We start from the raw sequence: 16,178 nt of genomic DNA on the forward strand, positions 1-16,178 counted from the left end.
ATTTGGAGCAAACACCCCGGCGACTCGGGGCTTCCCCGGCCAGACGACTCGGCCGTTCGGGTCAGGCGGGGCTGAATGGAATAGAGTGAATGGGCGCGCCGTTGGCGCGCCCATTGTTTTGGAGGGAACTCATTTTGAGCAAGCACCCGCCCTGCCGGGGCTCCCGGGTTCTGCAACGACTCGGCCGTTCGGGTCAGGTGGGCTGGATTGAATTTGGTGAATGAGGGCGCCGATGGCGCCCTCATTCTTTATATATGTTGGGAACGCCAAGCGGTGGGGGTGGTGCCGGTGTGTTGCTTGAAGGCTTGGGCGAAGGCGGCCTGCTGAGGGTAGCCTAGACGCTCTGCCACCTGCGCTATCGTGAGCGCGCTATCGGCCAAAAGGTCCTGTGCTCGCTCCATACGGCGTCTGCGAATGTAGACGCCCAGGGACTCGCCGGTTTGGGCTTTAAAGGTGGCGCATAGCTTGGAGCGGCTTGTGTAGAGCCTCTCGGCCACCTCGTTGATACCCACACGCCTGCCTTTGTCGAGCGCGCGCTCAATCATTGCCGCCGCTTCCTCGGCAATGGTTACGCTGGCGCGTGTGTCTGCCGCCTGCCGCGCCTGCTTGTGGGCCGCGCGCGAACAGGCGAGCTCCGCGACCATGGTCTCCACGATGCCTTGCATATAGACGTGTCCGCCTACGGTGCGGGCGCGTTCCTCGTTAATCCTGCGCAACGTGTGGCAGATGGCAGACGCTGCCTCCTCGTGCCATGACTCGGCAAACGCCTCAAAGACCCCCGCGAACTCGGCGGGATAGCGATGCTCCAGCTCGTCAAAATAACCGGGCAAAAAGAGGACCGAGCGCGAGTGGTAGAGCTGCCCTGCAAACAGCGGGCTTAGCTCCTCACCGCAGCTATCTTGGACAAAGCTGCAGATCGCGCTGTTCGGCCACGGTCCATGCAGCGGCTTGAGGTTCGCAGGCGTTATGCCGGCTTCGGGCATGCACATGAGCGTGGGCGCGCTGACCTCGCTCACGCACGCGTACGGTTCGGGTGTGTATTCGGCCAGGTACATATCGTGCATCGGGGTAATGTAATGCTCCATAACGATGCAGGCAGGGGAGAGGGGCATGATCCATGCGCGTCCGTGCGCCCGATCGTTTGCCACCTCACCGGTAAAGACGGCGCCCTTGCCGGAAAGCTGCAGACCAAACTGCTCAAACTGCGGTGCGTAGAGCTCGGTTATATCGGTTGCTGCCCGCCGCATTTTCAAAAGCGTCCCCTTCATTTGCGAAAACGTCCACGCCTGGCCCAATTGTGTGCCCTGGCTAACACGCCCATGATAAGTTTCTTACGGTTAACTCTCAAGCCGTTAGAAGGGAATCTCATGGCAAAGGGATCAAAAAAGGAAGGCGGCGGCATCGGCGAGCTACTTGCATATGCCGGTGACCGTAAATTCCTAACGTATTTGGGCATGGCCCTCTCGGCGTTCTCGCAGCTGTTGAGCTTTGGCCCGTACGTGTGCATCTGGCTTGTTGCGCGAGACCTGATTGCCGTGGCGCCCAACTGGAGCGAGGCCGCCGACATCGCGATGTATGGTTGGTGGGCTGTTGGTTTTGCCCTGGCAAGCATCGTGGTCTATTTCGTGGGACTCATGTGCACGCACCTGTCCGCGTTTCGCTGCGCATCCAATATCCGCAAGGCTACGAGCGAGCATCTGCTTAAGCTGCCGCTCGGCTACTTTGACACGCACGCCACCGGTGAGCTGCGCCGTATCGTAGACGGCTGTGCCGCCTCCACCGAGACGCTGCTCGCGCACATGCTGCCCGATATCGCCGGTGCCACCGCCATGGTCGTGGGCCTGCTTGTGCTGCTATTTGCCCTCGATTGGCGTTTGGGCGCGGCATGCTTAATCTCGGTCGTCGTTTCGTTTTGCGCCATGGCCACCATGATGAGCGGCAAGGGCGCCGAGTTTATGAAGGCTTACATGGGCGCGCTGGTCAAGATGAACAAGACCGGCACCGAATACGTACGCGGCATCCCCGTGGTCAAGGTATTCCAGCAGACGGTCTACTCCTTTAAGGCGTTCCACGATGCGATCGCCGAATACGCCGATATGGCGCAAAACTATGCGGGTACGTTTTGCCGGGGTCCACAGGTGCTCAACCTTACTGCGCTCAACGGCCTTGTGGCATTTCTTTTGCCTGTGGCGCTGCTGCTGGCGCCGGGCGAGACGGACTTCGCGCACTTTATGGTCAATTTTACGTTTTACGCGATCTTTTCGGCCGTGGTGCCGACGGCCATGACCAAGCTTATGTTTGTGGGCGAGGCGTCTCAGATGAGTGCTGATTCGCTGGCTCGCATCCGAAGCGTTATGGATTCCAAGCAGCTCTCCGTGCCCGCTCAACCCAAGCACCCCGCTGGCAGCGATGTGCGCTTTGAGGATGTAAGCTTTACCTACGAGGGTGCCGAGGCACCTGCCGTCAACCATGTGAGCTTTAGCGTTCCCGCTGGTAGTGCCCTTGCGCTTGTGGGTCCTTCGGGCGGCGGCAAGTCAACCTGCGCAAGCCTGATTCCTCGTTTTTGGGATGTTTCCTCGGGTCGAGTGCTCGTAGGTGGTGTGGACGTTCGCGATATGGATCCGCACGAGCTTATGGACCAGGTCGCCTTCGTGTTCCAGACCAACCAGCTGTTCCGGCAAACACTTGCCGATAACGTGCGCGCTTCCAAGCCTACGGCCACTGACGACGAAGTGCGTGCGGCCCTCTCCGCAGCTCAGTGCGACGACATTGTGGCCAAGCTTCCACAGGGCATCAATACCATGCTCGGTGCCGGCGGAGCATATCTTTCGGGCGGCGAGGTGCAGCGCGTGGCACTCGCCCGCGCGATCCTTAAAGACGCACCTATCGTGGTGCTCGATGAGGCCACAGCGTTTGCCGACCCCGAGAACGAGGCGCTCATCCAGCGTGCCTTTAGCAAGCTGGCGGCGGGTCGCACAGTCATTATGATCGCGCACCGACTCTCGACTGTAGTGGGCGCAGACCAAATCGTGGTGCTCAACCAGGGCAGCGTGCAGGAGTCGGGTACCCATGCCGAGTTACTGTCCCAAAAGGGTCTGTATGCCAAGATGTGGGCCGAATACGAACAGGCCGCGAGCTGGAAAATCACTGCAGCGACCGCGGATGCCGCCGTCACGAAGGGAGGCGAGGCCTAAATGTTCGCCTCATTCCAAAAGAAGTACTTCCTATCCGATAAAGGCGTCGCCGGCGTAAAACGCGGCATTTTCTGGACCGCGCTCACCAATCTCATTACCATGGCCGGCATGGGCTTATTGTTCCTGGTCATGGCCGGTTTTGTCGAACATCTCGCCACCGGTGCCGACCTGCCGGATGCCCTGCCGATTGTGGGCGGCCTCCTGGTCTTTTTCGTGTTGCTCTTTGCCTCTAACTGGCAGCAGTATTACTACACCTACTGCATCTTTTACGAGGAGTGCGGCAAGCAGCGTATGGAGATTGCCGAGCGCTTGCGCAAGCTGCCGCTGTCGTTTTTTGGCCGTCGTGATCTGGCCGATTTAACCGAGACCATCATGGGCGACGTCCAGGCCATGGAGCACGCCTACAGCCACGTGCTGGGAGAGCTTTGGGGTGCCATCATCGCAAGCGCCATTGTGTTCGTGGCGTCGCTGTTCTTTTGCTGGCAGCTGGCGATCGCGGCGTTTTGGAGCGTGCCCGTGGCCTTTGCCGTGCTGTATCTGACACGCGGCCCCATGACCCCGGTGTTCGACCATGTGCGCGCCGAGAAGGTCAAGGTTACCGAGGCGATCCAGGAGACGCTCGACTGCGTGCGCGAGATCCGCGCCACCAACCAGGAGGCTCATTATCTTGAGGGGCTCAACGCCGTGATCGATGCCGAGGAGCGCGAGACCACCAAAGGCGAGCTCGCCAATGGGCTTTTGGTCAACTCCGCCTTTGCCATCCTGCGCCTGGGGATTGCCACCACGTTGGTCACGGGCGCTGCGATGGTCGCCTCCGGCCAGGTCGACTTTTTGGTGATGTTTGCCTTCCTGCTTATGGTGAGCCGCATCTATGCGCCCTTTGATCAGGCGCTGATGCTGATGTCCGAGCTGTTTGCCGCCGAGTCGTCGGCCAAGCGCATGCGTTCCATCATGGAAGAGCCCGTGGCGCGGGGCAGCGAGCAGTTTGAGCCCGTAGGCCACGATGTGGTGTTCGATCACGTGGCATTTGGCTATGGTGCGGGCGAGGACGGCCGCGCCGGCGAGAAAGTTCTTACCGATGTGAGCTTTACCGCCAAGGAAGGCGAGGTCACGGCACTGGTCGGTCCTTCGGGCTCCGGTAAGTCCACGGTGAGCCGCCTGGCCGCGCGCTTTTGGGATGCCACCGCGGGCACGGTCACCGTGGGCGGCGTGGATGTTGCGAGCGTGGATCCCGAGGTGCTGCTGCGCGACTACGCCATTGTGTTCCAAGACGTGCTGCTCTTTGACGACACGGTGATGGGAAACATCCGCCTCGGGCGTCGTGGCGCCACCGATGAGCAAGTGCTTGCGGCTGCGCGTGCCGCCAACTGCGGCGAGTTTGTGAGCCGCATGCCGCAGGGCTACAACACCATGATCGGCGAGAACGGCTCCAAGCTGTCCGGCGGTGAGCGCCAGCGCATCTCTATCGCCCGTGCGCTGCTCAAAGACGCGCCGATCGTGTTGCTGGACGAGGCGACGGCGAGTTTGGATGTGGAGAACGAGACCGTGGTGCAGCAGGCGCTTTCCCGCCTGCTCGCAGGCAAGACGGTTATCGTGATCGCCCACCGTATGCGCACGGTAGAAAATGCCGATAAGATCGTTGTGCTCAAGGATGGTGTGGTAGCCGAGCAGGGTGCTCCGGCGCAACTCAAAGCGGCAGGCGGAGAATTCGCCCGCATGGTTGCGCTGCAAAAGGAAGCAGCTACCTGGCAGTTGTAAGAAGGGACAAAGGGACAGTCCCTTTGTCACATTGACAATCGGTTACTCCGCATCGTTAATTTTCAAAAGGTTAGCCATGGCTGACCTAGATAGTTAGATAAAATTGAGATATTTCAAAAGCGTGCTCGAGCAAATTTATTTACTCGGGTGCTGAGGCACCGTGCCGCAATTGTTGCGGCAAAAGGGAGAGACATCATGAAGAAGTCCACGTTCAACACCCTGCTTGTCGGCGGCGGTTTTCTGCTCGGCACGGCCGGCATCAAGCTGCTCACCAGCGCTCCGGTAAAGAACGCTTGCGTGCAGGGTATCGCGTGTGGCATGCGCATCAAGAACGGCTACCAGGACATGGTCGAGCAGGCCAAGGCCGAGGTCGACGACATGGTTGCCGAGGCTGCCTATCTCACCCAGAGCGAGGCCGCTGCGGACAAGGCAGCCGAATAGCACTCCCAGGCATAAACAATGAGATTCTCGATTGTTAGCGAGATCCCCGGCAGGACCCGTCTTCAGTTGGCGGGTCCTGTGCCAGAGAGCGATCTCGATGCGCTTCTTAAACTCAACGGTGACATCGACGGCGTGCGCAAGGTGCGCGTCTATGGCCGTATTGGCCAGTTAGCGCTCGAATATGACGAGCCGTGTCGCGATGCCGTGCTGGCCGCCGTCGGTGCGCTCGACGCTCAGGCCATTGCCGACGCAAAGACGGGTTACGTGATGCAGCTTGAGCCGCGCAAGCACAAGCTCGTTATGGATCTTGCCACACTTATCGGTGCCCATTACGCACGTCGCTGGTTCTTGCCGACGCCCCTGCGTGCGGTGTTTGTCGTGGCCGGTTACATGACCTTTTTGCGCGCCGCCCTCCGTGAGCTCGCGCAGCCGCGCCTGACCGTTCCTGTGCTCGACGCTTCGGCCATCGGTATCTCGTTTGTCAAACGTGATGTCGACACCGCGGGCCAGACGATGTTCCTGCTCAACGTGGGCGAGCTGCTCGAGGACTACACCCGCGCCATGAGCGAAAACGAGCTCATCAACTCGCTGCTCGATGTGCCCGACAAGGCGCAAAAGGTTGTCGGCGACACCGAGGTAGGCGTTGCCGCGACCGAGCTTGAGCCCGGCGATCTGGTCGCCGTGCGCACCGGCATGTCCATCTGCATCGACGGTGTTGTCGAGCAGGGGAGCGCCATGGTCAACCAGGCGACCCTGACCGGCGAGCCGCTTGCCGTCGAGCGCAGCGTGGGCGACGACGTGTTCGCCGGCACCGTCGTGGAGGACGGCAGCATCTTGGTGCGTGTGCGCGCCAATACGGCGCAAACCAAACTGCGCTCAATTGTCTCGCTCGTGCAGACGGCCGACTCGCTCAAGTCCGAGGGCCAGTCGCACATGGAGGACCTTGCCAACAAGATCGTCCCGTGGAACTTCCTGCTCGCGGGCCTGGTTGCGCTTACCACCCGCAGCCTCATCAAGACCTCGGCGGCGCTGATGGTCGACTACTCGTGTGCACTCAAGCTCACGGGTTCCGTTGCCGTCATGACCGCTATGAGCGATGCTGCCAAGATGGGCGTCATGGTCAAGGGCGCGAAGTACTTTGAGTCGTTTGCCAAGGCCGACACCATTGTGTTTGATAAGACTGGCACGCTTACCGAGGCACAGCCGCGTCTTGCCTGCGTGCTCACCACCGATGGCTGGAGCGAGGACGAGGTCCTGCGCCTTTCCGCTTGCTTGGAGGAGCATTTTCCGCATCCGGTGGCGCGTGCCGTGGTCAACGCCGCCCGCGAGCGCGGGCTCGAGCACCGCGAGCGCCATGCCGCCGTCGAATACATCGTGGCGCACGGCATCGCTTCGTCCATTGAAGGGCGTCGCGCCATCATCGGTTCCGCGCACTTTGTATTTGAGGATGAGGGCGCGCAGCTCGAGTCCGACATTAAGGAGCAAATCGAGTCCCAGATGCAGGGCCTGTCGCCGCTGTATCTGGCGGTCGATGGAAAGGTCGTCGGCGTGCTCGGTATCGAGGACCCGCTCAAGCCCGGGGTCCGCGAGGCAATCGCCGACCTGCATGCGCTGGGCGTCAAGCATGTCGTTATGCTCACGGGCGACTCCGAGCGCACGGCCGAGCGCATTGCGCGAGAGGCGGGCGTCGACGAGTTTAAGGCCGAGCTGCTGCCCGAGGACAAGTACGCGTATGTGGAGCGCATTAAGGGCGAGGGGCGCCACGTTGCCATGGTGGGCGACGGCGTCAACGATTCGCCGGCGCTCGGTTTGGCCGATGTGGGGTTGGCCATGGGCGGCGGAAGCGACATTGCCAAGGAGGTCGCCGATATCATCCTGACCGATACGGATCTTGCCGCGATCGTGCGCCTGCGCCGCATGAGTCAGGGTCTCATCGACCGTCTGACGAGCTCCTATTCTAAGGTGATGCTCACCAACTCAGCGCTCTTGGCACTGGGCATTACCGGCGCGATTACCCCGCAGGCGTCGTCACTGCTGCACAACGGCTCGACGATTGCCTACAGCCTGGGCAACGCAAAGGCGTACCTGCGTTAACAGACGTGTTCACCCACGTTATCTGGCCTGCGCCCAGACGGCATCGGTGTCGTCCGGGCGCAGGCCTTTTGCATTTGACCATGTGCTAGCTTCTTTATATAGTGGTGCTAGCAGGGCTAGCAATTGAAGGGAGCGGGTCAACGTGGGTGCTGTTAGTGGCATGGCGCAGGTGAACGTTCGCGTAGATCGCTCGGTTAAAGAGCGCGCCGAGGAAGCGCTGCAGCTTTCGGGCAGGTCACTGCCCGAGCTCATCAAAAATGTCGTGGCCAAGGTCGCGCAGGGTGGTGGACAGTGTGAGGAAGTGCTTGCGGCCGTCGACGACCGGCGGCAGACCGTCGCGCCCGATACTCCGTTCGCCGCATCATGGGCGGCGGCAGATCAGCTTTACGCGGACCTGGGCATCGCTACGTCGCCCGTATCCGACGATCGCGGTTGGGAAACAATCTATTCCGAAGCCATGGACGAGCACTATCGCCAAAAGGGGATGATCCTGTGAGCGGGGCTCCCCTCAAAATAATGGTGGATGCCAACGTATGGGTTGATTCGTTTTGCGCCGACCATGCCGAGTCGCTTGCCGCACGCGCGTTTATTGGGCAGGCGACGGAGGCGGGGGCATTGCTGTTCTTTCCGGTGCATATCGCCAAGGACGTACTGTATGTTGTACAGCACGAACTGAAGCGCAGCGTTCTTGCCAGCGGGGGAGCGCTCGGCGAGGCTTCTGCCCGCGCGATTGGCGATGCGGCGCTGGCGTTTGTTCGGAACATGACCGAAAACGCCACGGCCGTGGGTGCAGATGCGTCGGACCTTTGGCTGGCCGACAAATACTTAGCGCTCCATCGCGATTACGAAGACAACTTGGTGCTCGCCGCGTGCAAGCGCGCGCAGGTCGATTACTTGGTGACTAACGATCGCAAGCTGCTCGAACATGCCGATCTTGCAGCAAAGACCCCGCGCCAAATGATGCCGATTCTGGCTTTGGCCGAACGCGGCCGCGCGGCTATCGGTTGACGCAAACTGTTTGCGGGCCTCTTGGACGACGATGCGCCAAGGGGCCCGCGTCTGCTATTTACAAAAGCTCGGCCTTAATGGCGGGACTTTCTGCGAGCTGCTCGGCTGCCTTTTCGTCGGAGCTATCGAGTGCTGCCCTTCGGTAGACCCACTCGTTGACCTGGGTGTTCTTGACGCCTGCGGTCTGCATAAGGGCGCCTACCTCGCGGATTGCTGCGAACAGATCGGCCTTGGGACCCGCGAGCTCGACCTCGATACCGTGGTAGGCGGCCACGCCGCGGTTCTCACTCACGTGGTCGATAAAGCCCTCGACGGTCTCAAGCTGCTGAGTGAGAGCTGCATCATCGTCAACGTCCAGCGCGACGAGTGCGTTCGATACCGTGAGGGCGGGATGTCCGCAGGGGACAAAGCCCTCGATGACATCCATAGCTTCGGTAATGGTTGAGCCCAGGCCTGCGAGGGCATTGACGAGTTGCTGCTTGGTATCCATAACGGTCCTTTCGACGGGTCAATTTTGCTTGGCGAAAATATACGTGACGCGATCGGTAACAAAAGTGCGAAGTGCGGCGCACATTGGGGTCTTCACAGCTCGTGCATAGAACAGCTGTCCGCTTTCAGAACGTGGTAAGATAACACTCCACAAGCGGGGCTCGCCCCGTATGTTCCTTGAAAAGTCGACGGTTATCGGGTGTTTGCAGGCCCGATGCCATCCAGACTTTCCCAGCATTCGGGGGCGACTGGTTTCGACACGATAGCTCTGAGAGAGGAAGCAAGCCGAGGTCTCCTCGCCTCGTTAAACAGGGGTACCGTCAAATTGAATTGACAACAACTCTTCTTTTGAGCCTATGGCTCTCGCTGCCTAATTTATAGCGGCGCGTCAACCCGGTGATTTCCCCGACACCGGCGCGACGTCATGTTAGGGGAATGCTCCTGCGCACGTAATCGGTATGGCGCAGGCTAAGACCGAACCGGTTAGGACGCCGCGAACGTGTCGCTGCGCGCAAAGCGTCCGAGACTAAACCAGCGACTGAGCTTGGAGATGCCAATCAGGGGGCTTTCGTGGACCGGAGTTCGATTCTCCGCGCCTCCACCAACTGTTCAGTAGGCGAACACATACGCGTGCTCGTCGTTAGGCGGGCGTTCGTATTGCTCGTCAGATAGAAAGAAGCCGCTCCATACGGGGCGGCTTCTTTGCGTTCTAGGCCTGCGGCATGATCTCCTGCTCGCCGTCCTCGTCCATGTACGGCATGAGGAACACGCCGCCCTGCTCGGTGGTAAGCAGCAGGTACTCGCGGTTGTGCTCGTCGCACACGATTTCCTGGCCGATGCCCTCGGGCAGGTCGTATATGGGGCCGTCCGTGCGGGCTTGCCTCACGGTCACGTCTTGCGCTCCCATGGCCTGCGACGCGCAGCTGGCGGCGGCCAGGACGATGAACAGCAGGACGACCGCCGCGAGGATGGGGCCGCACCCGCCGTTGCGCTCCTCGTCTGCGGGGCTCGGGTACGGCATGGCCTATCCCACCTTCACCAGATAGTCGTCGGCCTCTGGCTTGCCCGTGGCCTTGCCCACGGCGATGTAGCGCGTTGCGCCGCTGTAGCCCGTGTATCGGCCCCACACGTAGCCGTCGGCGATCTTGTACCAGTTATCCAGCGTCACGGTCTCGCCGCTGGAATAGTGCGCCACCTCGGTGCCGCCCAGGCCGGGGGCGTCGCGCACGCGCAGGTAGTCCACAGTGCAGCGGTAGGTGCCGCCGAAGTTCTCGGTCGTTTCCTGCTGCGCAGGCTGCGGCTGCGGGACGGCTGCGGGGGCACTTCCAGCAGTGATGCCGAAGCATTCCAGGTAGATGCGCGCCAGCTCGTCCAGGTTGCCGTTGAACTTCTCGCGGTCGCCGTCGTTGTCGATGAAGCCGTTCTCGCACAGGCGGTAGTTGATGCCGCGCGCGGCGGCTCGGTTCGTGTTCGCGAGGTCGGAACGGCGCACCAGCTTCTCGGAGCGCCCGGGCATGAACGCCGCCAGCTTGTCGGCCAGCGCATTGTCGTACTCGTCAGGCTCAAAGCCCTCCTTGATGATGACGTGCGCGCCGTGGCCCGTGGCGATGCCGCTGGCGTCCATGTGCAGCTCCACCACTGGCGCGTCGGTGCTCAGGCGGTTAAGCCCGCCGTCGGCGTACCAGTTGCGGGACGTATCGCCCAGCTCGACCTCGGAACCGCCCAGTTCCTTGATTCGCTGGCCCAGGGCGCGAACGCGCTCGGCCTCGGTGCAGCCGCCTGCGCAGCAGCCGGGGTCGCCAGCGCCGTGGCCGCAGATGATGAACAGTTTAGCCATTGCCTACTCCTTCCCGCCTACGGTCACGCCCAACAGGGCGTCGAGCCATTTGGATGTGATGCCTACCGACTTGAACAGCGTGTAGGCCGCCTGCACGCCGCCTACCACGGCGAAGGCGCACGTGACCCATGCGCCCGGGTCTGCGGGCACGCCGCCCACGAAGCCGGTCACGACGCCCGCCAGGAGCGAGCAGCCCAGCGCCAGGATGCGCGCGGCCTTGCCGGTCATGGCCTCGGTCTTGATCAGCTGCACCGCGAACGGCACGGCGAAAGACAGCACGATGGCTGCGATTGCTTGCATTTCTGTCATTTCGGATTCCTTTCTATCGAGCCGATTCCTTGTAGAGCAGGTCAACGCGGTCAGCGATGTGGTCGACCTTCGCCGCCATGCCCTGGCTGCGCGCCTGGCTGTTCGCCAGGTCGGCGTGCAGCACCTCGTTGGAGGTCACGACGGACTCCATGAGCGCCTTCATGGCCTCCATCAGCGCGTTGCTGCGCTCCATCTGCGCAGCGATGCGGCCCTCCATCTGGCTGCGCTCGCGGTCGCGCTGCGCCCGCTCGTTCACCTCGTCCTGCTTTCGCTCTTCGCGCTTGAGGTCGATGTTCGCCTTGCGCTCGTTCTGGGCCTTGAACTCTTCGAGGAACTGCTTGCCGAAGTACAGGACCACTAGGACGAGCAGCGCGCCGAAAAGCGACCCGGGGCCGTACGGCGCGAAGATTTCCAGCACGTCGGTCATTCGTTTTCTCACCTCCTCGAATCGCTGCCGCGATTGTCCGCGAGGTGTCGCCGGGCAAAAGAAAAGCGCCCCCGAAGGGGCGCTCGCTACTCCTGCGGCGCTTCCGGCTGGTCGGGCTCCATGGCTTCCAGCTCGTTGATGCGGTCGCGCCACGTCTGGCGCTGCGAGATGATCTCGGCCACCTCCTTGGCAGCTGCGGCGATGGCCGAGAGCAGGTCGGTGATGGACGATGCGGAGAAGATGCGCTCCACCGCCTTCATGACCTTGTAGTCGCTCTGCTCAAGCTGCTGTTTGTAGCCGTTGATCTCCCCGGCGATTTCCTGTTCTGTCATGGGTCGCTCCTTCCGTTGCTAGGGTAGGGGCATGTTCCCATCCGTGTCGCCTCCAGGTTTGGATTGCATTGAGCAACCCCCCCGCGGGATTTCCGAACAGGCTGCGGTACAGCGCGTCCATGGCCCGCACGCTGCGGTGCGCGTCCAGCCGCTTCATGCCCCCGCGCCAGCTCTGGTAGCTCTGCTCCACCTGCTCGGGGGTCATGATGCCATCGGCGACCATGCGGGCCATCTTCTTGAGCTTGCGGCGCTCCCGCGTTATGGAGTCTCGGCACGGCTTCACGACTATGCGGCCCGTCTCCGTGTAGAAGATGCGCTTCTTCAGCCACGTGAACCCGCGCGTGAGCTTCACCACGCGCGTCTTGCGCGGGTTCAGCTCGATGCCCAGCTCGGCGCATTTGCCCTCTATCAGCAGCAGGCACACCTGCAGGTAGTCCTTGGACTCGTGTATCAGGTAGAAGTCGTCCATATATCGACCGTAGGCCTCGGGGCGCAGCATCTCGATTACGTAGTGGTCAATGCGGTTGGGGTGCGCGACGGCGCATATCTGGTTCGGCTCGCTGCCCAGCCCCAGGCCCACATCGCCCTGCGCGTCTATCAGGCGGTGCTCCAAGGCGACCACGCGCGGATCTAGCAGCGCGGAGGCCACCTGGTCTTTGACGGGTTGGTGCGCTATGCGCGCGAAGTAGTCGGAGAAGTCGCCGAGCAGTATGTACCCCTCGCGGCCGTGCCGCCTCCAGTGGCCGGCCAGGTGGCGCTTGAGCAGCTTCAGGGCGTAGTCGGTGCCGCGCCCCTTTATGTTCGCGGAGTTGGCGGCTATGAGGGTGGGCACGATCGCGGGCACGAGCGCGTTTTGTGCCAGGGACTTCTGTACCACGCGCTCGGGGAAGTGTACGGCGCTGATATGGCGCAGCTTTCCGCGCTCCCACAGGTCGAACCGTATGAAGCCCCGGCATATGTCGCGCCCCTCCAAAAGGTCGCGGCGGGACAGGACGGCGTTGCGCAGGTAGCTTTTCATGTATCGCTGCGTGGATGCCTTCCACATCACGCCGCGCGCGGCCTGCTTCGATGCCTTGCACAGGCTGTTGAGGTCGGCCACGGTATCAAGCGTGCACGCCTTGACGCGCTCGGCCTTGGCCTGCGCGCGCTTCTCCTCGCGGCGCTTGCGGCGCGCCGCCCGCCTTTGCTCGGAGTTCACAGGAGGCACCCCGCGCGGCTTGCAATGTGGCTCTGGCAGCCGCTTGAGGTATGGCCATGAAACGCGGCGAAGCCACGGAGCGCCGCGCCATGCAAGCAGCGTCCGGCCACCCTCGCGGGGTGCGTATTTACGGGCGCATGCCCGACGGTCGCGCCTTCCTTCCTCTTCGCGCTCTGCTTTCGGCTCTGGGGCCTACTCGGTCTGGCAATAAGGGAATCCGGGGCGGGGGCGAACCCAGACGTTCGTCGCCGAGTTGTAGTTGGCATTGCCGTTGTTGTTGACATAGCACACGTTGGACGCGGAGCCCGACGCAACGGAACGCAGCCACCAATTGTACCGATAAACAAGGCGCGACCGCCGTCCATTATAGCGAACGCAGGCGCTCTAGCTCGGCCTCGGCCTCGGCTATGCGCTCCTCGGTGGACTTCTTGCCCGTCACGCGCACGTTCTTGCGCGCGCCCTTCAGCAGCTTGATCTCTTCCTCGACCATGGCCGCCAGCTCCTCGAAGCGGTTGGCGTTCACGGGCAGGCCGATATCCATGAGGCACTGCATGTCCAGCATCAGCTGCTCGCAGTCAGCTATGGCCAGCGTTAGGTAGCGTTTCCTCTCCAGCGCGTTGAACGAGGTGTTGGGGTAGAAGCAGTCGGCGCGGTTGACGTTGTACACGATGCTGCGCGCCGTCTCCACCGTAGGCACCGCGTTCAGCAGACGATAGGTCTTCGGAACCACGGAGGACGACGCCATCAGCTTGTTGACCTCCACGCGGATGGCGATTGCTTGAGTGAAAAACTTGTACTCGGAAACCTCGCGGTTGCGCTGGTAGACGCCGCTCACGTGCACCTCCTGGGGAAACTGGCGGAAAAAACGGCCCGCTTCGCGGGCGAGAGGCGACCGCGCAAGGCGGTCGCCTAAAAGCAGAGTATAGAGCACTCGGCTGGCTAGCCGACGAGGAAGCCGGGGCGGGGGCGAACCCAGACGTTCGTCGCCGAGTTGTAGTTGGCATTGCCGCTGCTGTTGACATAGCACACGCTGGACGCGGAGCCCGACGCAACGGAACGCAGCCACCAAGAGCACCGAGTTCCGTTGAGGCGGTGCGCCGTGTCGCGGAACAGGTCGAACTGGCAGTCGAAGCCGACGCTGTAGCCCTTGGTGCCCCACACTGGGCAGCCGTACACCTCCATCTCGGAGGGCGACCACACCTTGCCGATATCCTGCCAGCTCCACGAGTTGGAGTCGTTGAGCGCGCCACTGGCGCTGTAACGCTCCTCAAGCAGGACGCGCTGGGTCAGCAGGTACTTGGTCAGGCTCTCGGGCAGGCACGCCTCGAAAGCCGTCTCCCACGCCTTGAGGTTGCTGTTGGGGTAGGGGCATTTCTGGTCGGCGGTGCCCTGGTTCGTGTTGGTCGTGTTCCACATCAGGAAGCTGTCGTTGGCAACGCCGGTCACGGTCTTGGCCACGGCGATGGGCGCGGAGGCCACGAACGCGATATGGTGTCCCTTGCTGTTGTCGCCGCAGTAAAGGTACGGGTCGATGTGGGCAAGCAGGAACCGCACAGATTGCTGTGTGGTGACGGCGGATGCGCTCACAAGCGGCACGTCCAGGTAGTCGCCCACGCGCAGGCCTGCGAAGTTCGCGGCGGCGATGCGCTTATGCAGCGCGTCGTACACGCTGCCGCTGCCGATCTCTCCCGCCAGGATGGCGGCGATGTTCTGCCCGCCGTACTTGCCGATTTGGCCCTGGCGGTTGTACTCGGCGTTGTTGAGCGCCGTCTGCGCGTTGCTGCGCGCGGTATCGTCGATGACCTCGTAGCCGATGCCGCCCACCGACAGGGTTTTCGCTTGTGCCATTTCGTTGCCTTTCTACTTGAGGTTGAGGGTTGTGCCGGACGCCGTGCAGGTGCTCCCGAACGTGATGGTGCTGCCAGATGCACTGGCCTTGGAGGCGGGGCAGTACACGTTGCCGTCGTCGTAGATGAACGTGTCCGTGGCGTCGGCCAGCTTGCCGTACAGGTCGGCTATCTGCTGCTTCTGCTTGGCCATGTCCGAGCTGCCCGCACTGCCCTGCGCCACGCTGTTGGCTATCTGCAGGGCGATGTTTGCCGCCGCGTCGGCGTTCGAGGCCGCGCCGGTTGCCGCAGCCGTGGCGGCTTGCGAGGCCGTCTTCAGCTGCGACGCCTCGGTCACGCGGTCGCTTTCCGCCGTGGCTCGCTTCTTCTCGGCCTCTGCGCGCTTGGTTTCGGCGGTCTGGCGTGCCTTCTCGTTCGTGGCGCGCTGGTTTTCCGCGCTCGCGCGGGAGGCCTCGGCCTTCTGCATCTGCGCGTTCAGCGCGCTCACGTCGGCTAGCTGCCCTTCGAGGTTCGCGATGATCGCCTCCACCGCATCGACGTACGGGCCGGATATCTCGCCCGACGCGCTCGCCGAGGGCAGCACGTTCACCAGGACGTTCTCGGTGGTGGCGTCTAGCCCTGCCGCGCTCCGCACGCGCACGTAGCACACCTTGAGCAGCCCGGCCACGCCGAAGACGGCGGGGTCGACCGTCACGGTGGCCACGTTGTCGCTGATGCCAGTGAACTGCTGCTCCACGTAGGTGTGGTCGGGCTTCGCAGCCATGAGGTGCACTTTGCAGCCCGTCAGGGCCGCCTTCTTGTCGCCGTCGTAGATGGCGGCCTTCAGGACCTCGGCGCTGTCGCCCTGGTGCACGGTGATGACGGGCGGCGCTATGTTGGTCTTCTTGAGGTTGAGCGTAAGCTCGTGCGTTGCCATGCCTTATTCCTTTCCTTCGGCCGCAAGTGTCCGCGATATGTCGCCGGGCTGCGCTCTGTGGACCCCGCATATCTCCTCGTCGGTGAGCGCCGAGAAGTCCACGGCGTTGGCCTCGCCGCCTTCCGCGTCCATGACGGCCACGGGGCTGGACACGAGCGTGAAGCCGCCCTTGCCGTCGAACTCGAACACGTCTTCCGATTCCACGATGGCCCGCGCCGTGGCCGGGTCGCTGATGCACTCGAACACCGGAAGCGCCTCGGGCGGCTTCGGCGCGCCGTCGAGCGCCTGCGGCGCTTCGGGCTGCTGCACAAGGTGGTAGAACATTCCG

The 16,178-nt window shown here is 62.4% G+C and carries 18 protein-coding genes, 1 other RNA gene and 1 pseudogene; 7 read left to right on the forward strand and 13 right to left on the reverse strand.

The annotated features are described in order from the left end of the window. Positions 1-248: 248 nt before the first annotated feature. A complete protein-coding gene (locus tag PMX72_RS03440) occupies positions 249-1,247 on the reverse strand; it encodes a helix-turn-helix domain-containing protein (RefSeq protein WP_271729422.1) in 999 nt (332 codons plus the stop codon). 120 nt (positions 1,248-1,367) lie between these two features. On the opposite strand from PMX72_RS03440, the gene PMX72_RS03445 reads away from it, so the two are divergent. From PMX72_RS03445 to PMX72_RS03470, 6 genes are all read left to right on the forward strand, one after another. Continuing rightward, entirely contained in the window at positions 1,368-3,194 is a 1,827-nt protein-coding gene (locus tag PMX72_RS03445; RefSeq protein WP_271729423.1) for an ABC transporter ATP-binding protein, read from the forward strand. Then, on the forward strand, positions 3,195-4,952 hold the full coding sequence (locus PMX72_RS03450) for an ABC transporter ATP-binding protein (protein ID WP_271729424.1): 1,758 nt from the start codon (positions 3,195-3,197) through the stop codon (positions 4,950-4,952). A 195-nt stretch (positions 4,953-5,147) separates the two neighbouring features. After that, entirely contained in the window at positions 5,148-5,393 is a 246-nt protein-coding gene (locus PMX72_RS03455) for a DUF6110 family protein (protein WP_117640082.1), read from the forward strand. 78 nt (positions 5,394-5,471) lie between these two features. After that, positions 5,472-7,487, forward strand: coding sequence for a heavy metal translocating P-type ATPase (locus tag PMX72_RS03460; RefSeq protein ID WP_271729425.1), 2,016 nt, complete (start codon positions 5,472-5,474; stop codon positions 7,485-7,487). Between the two features lie 142 nt (positions 7,488-7,629). Next, a complete protein-coding gene (locus tag PMX72_RS03465; protein WP_271729426.1) occupies positions 7,630-7,983 on the forward strand; it encodes a hypothetical protein in 354 nt (117 codons plus the stop codon). Beyond that, entirely contained in the window at positions 7,980-8,495 is a 516-nt protein-coding gene (locus tag PMX72_RS03470) for a type II toxin-antitoxin system VapC family toxin (protein ID WP_271729427.1), read from the forward strand. Before PMX72_RS03465 ends, PMX72_RS03470 begins: the two co-directional genes overlap by 4 nt. Before the next feature lie 58 nt (positions 8,496-8,553). Here the strand turns inward: PMX72_RS03470 and PMX72_RS03475 are convergent, their stop codons facing one another. Then, positions 8,554-8,985 (reverse strand): hypothetical protein, encoded by a 432-nt coding sequence (locus tag PMX72_RS03475; protein ID WP_271729428.1) that lies wholly within the window; start codon positions 8,983-8,985, stop codon positions 8,554-8,556. Positions 8,986-9,224: 239 nt separating this feature from the next. On the opposite strand from PMX72_RS03475, the gene ssrA reads away from it, so the two are divergent. After that, positions 9,225-9,588, forward strand: a transfer-messenger RNA (tmRNA) gene (gene ssrA / locus PMX72_RS03480). A gap of 105 nt (positions 9,589-9,693) precedes the next feature. Here the strand turns inward: ssrA and PMX72_RS03485 are convergent. The 11 genes and pseudogenes from PMX72_RS03485 to PMX72_RS03530 all read right to left on the reverse strand — a co-directional run bounded on the left by PMX72_RS03485 (position 9,694) and on the right by PMX72_RS03530 (position 16,174). After that, a complete protein-coding gene (locus tag PMX72_RS03485) occupies positions 9,694-10,005 on the reverse strand; it encodes a hypothetical protein (RefSeq protein WP_117637894.1) in 312 nt (103 codons plus the stop codon). A gap of 3 nt (positions 10,006-10,008) precedes the next feature. Then, positions 10,009-10,821 carry an N-acetylmuramoyl-L-alanine amidase gene (locus tag PMX72_RS03490; protein WP_271746138.1) on the reverse strand — a complete coding sequence of 271 codons (813 nt, stop codon included), beginning with the start codon at positions 10,819-10,821 and terminating at the stop codon, positions 10,009-10,011. A gap of 3 nt (positions 10,822-10,824) precedes the next feature. Further along, positions 10,825-11,130, reverse strand: coding sequence for a hypothetical protein (locus PMX72_RS03495; protein WP_117637892.1), 306 nt, complete (start codon positions 11,128-11,130; stop codon positions 10,825-10,827). A 13-nt stretch (positions 11,131-11,143) separates the two neighbouring features. Then, positions 11,144-11,569 carry a hypothetical protein gene (locus PMX72_RS03500; protein WP_233514508.1) on the reverse strand — a complete coding sequence of 142 codons (426 nt, stop codon included), beginning with the start codon at positions 11,567-11,569 and terminating at the stop codon, positions 11,144-11,146. A gap of 74 nt (positions 11,570-11,643) precedes the next feature. Continuing rightward, on the reverse strand, positions 11,644-11,889 hold the full coding sequence (locus PMX72_RS03505) for a hypothetical protein (RefSeq protein WP_117637890.1): 246 nt from the start codon (positions 11,887-11,889) through the stop codon (positions 11,644-11,646). Further along, the gene (locus tag PMX72_RS03510; protein WP_271746139.1) at positions 11,837-13,087 is read right to left on the reverse strand and encodes an RNA-directed DNA polymerase; all 1,251 of its coding nucleotides are present in this window, start codon (positions 13,085-13,087) and stop codon (positions 11,837-11,839) included. The genes PMX72_RS03505 and PMX72_RS03510 overlap by 53 nt, the downstream gene beginning before the upstream one ends. A 192-nt stretch (positions 13,088-13,279) precedes the next feature. Next, positions 13,280-13,420 (reverse strand): annotated as a pseudogene (locus PMX72_RS10295) (DUF6273 domain-containing protein); the annotation flags it as partial. A 31-nt stretch (positions 13,421-13,451) separates the two neighbouring features. Then, entirely contained in the window at positions 13,452-13,922 is a 471-nt protein-coding gene (locus PMX72_RS03515; protein ID WP_271746141.1) for a hypothetical protein, read from the reverse strand. Between the two features lie 104 nt (positions 13,923-14,026). Continuing rightward, positions 14,027-14,935: a DUF6273 domain-containing protein gene (locus PMX72_RS03520; RefSeq protein WP_271746142.1), complete on the reverse strand. Its 909-nt coding sequence runs from the start codon at positions 14,933-14,935 to the stop codon at positions 14,027-14,029. Between the two features lie 12 nt (positions 14,936-14,947). Next, positions 14,948-15,850 (reverse strand): BppU family phage baseplate upper protein, encoded by a 903-nt coding sequence (locus tag PMX72_RS03525; protein ID WP_271746143.1) that lies wholly within the window; start codon positions 15,848-15,850, stop codon positions 14,948-14,950. Between the two features lie 3 nt (positions 15,851-15,853). Next, on the reverse strand, positions 15,854-16,174 hold the full coding sequence (locus tag PMX72_RS03530) for a hypothetical protein (protein ID WP_117637887.1): 321 nt from the start codon (positions 16,172-16,174) through the stop codon (positions 15,854-15,856). Between the last annotated feature and the right edge of the window lie 4 nt (positions 16,175-16,178).

It is taken from the genome of Collinsella aerofaciens (genome assembly GCF_028207065.1).
Classification (GTDB): Bacteria; Actinomycetota; Coriobacteriia; order Coriobacteriales; family Coriobacteriaceae; genus Collinsella; species Collinsella aerofaciens_AR.

Coding starts and splice junctions, on each gene's coding strand:
- PMX72_RS03455 (WP_117640082.1), top strand. CDS start 5,148: ATGAAGAAGTCCACGTTCAACACCCTGCTTGTCGGCGGCGGTTTTCTG.
- PMX72_RS03525 (WP_271746143.1), bottom strand. CDS start 15,850: ATGGCAACGCACGAGCTTACGCTCAACCTCAAGAAGACCAACATAGCG.
- PMX72_RS03520 (WP_271746142.1), bottom strand. CDS start 14,935: ATGGCACAAGCGAAAACCCTGTCGGTGGGCGGCATCGGCTACGAGGTC.
- PMX72_RS03475 (WP_271729428.1), bottom strand. CDS start 8,985: ATGGATACCAAGCAGCAACTCGTCAATGCCCTCGCAGGCCTGGGCTCA.
- PMX72_RS03450 (WP_271729424.1), top strand. CDS start 3,195: ATGTTCGCCTCATTCCAAAAGAAGTACTTCCTATCCGATAAAGGCGTC.
- PMX72_RS03485 (WP_117637894.1), bottom strand. CDS start 10,005: ATGCCGTACCCGAGCCCCGCAGACGAGGAGCGCAACGGCGGGTGCGGC.
- PMX72_RS03505 (WP_117637890.1), bottom strand. CDS start 11,889: ATGACAGAACAGGAAATCGCCGGGGAGATCAACGGCTACAAACAGCAG.
- PMX72_RS03490 (WP_271746138.1), bottom strand. CDS start 10,821: ATGGCTAAACTGTTCATCATCTGCGGCCACGGCGCTGGCGACCCCGGC.
- PMX72_RS03445 (WP_271729423.1), top strand. CDS start 1,368: ATGGCAAAGGGATCAAAAAAGGAAGGCGGCGGCATCGGCGAGCTACTT.
- PMX72_RS03495 (WP_117637892.1), bottom strand. CDS start 11,130: ATGACAGAAATGCAAGCAATCGCAGCCATCGTGCTGTCTTTCGCCGTG.
- PMX72_RS03530 (WP_117637887.1), bottom strand. CDS start 16,174: ATGTTCTACCACCTTGTGCAGCAGCCCGAAGCGCCGCAGGCGCTCGAC.
- PMX72_RS03440 (WP_271729422.1), bottom strand. CDS start 1,247: ATGCGGCGGGCAGCAACCGATATAACCGAGCTCTACGCACCGCAGTTT.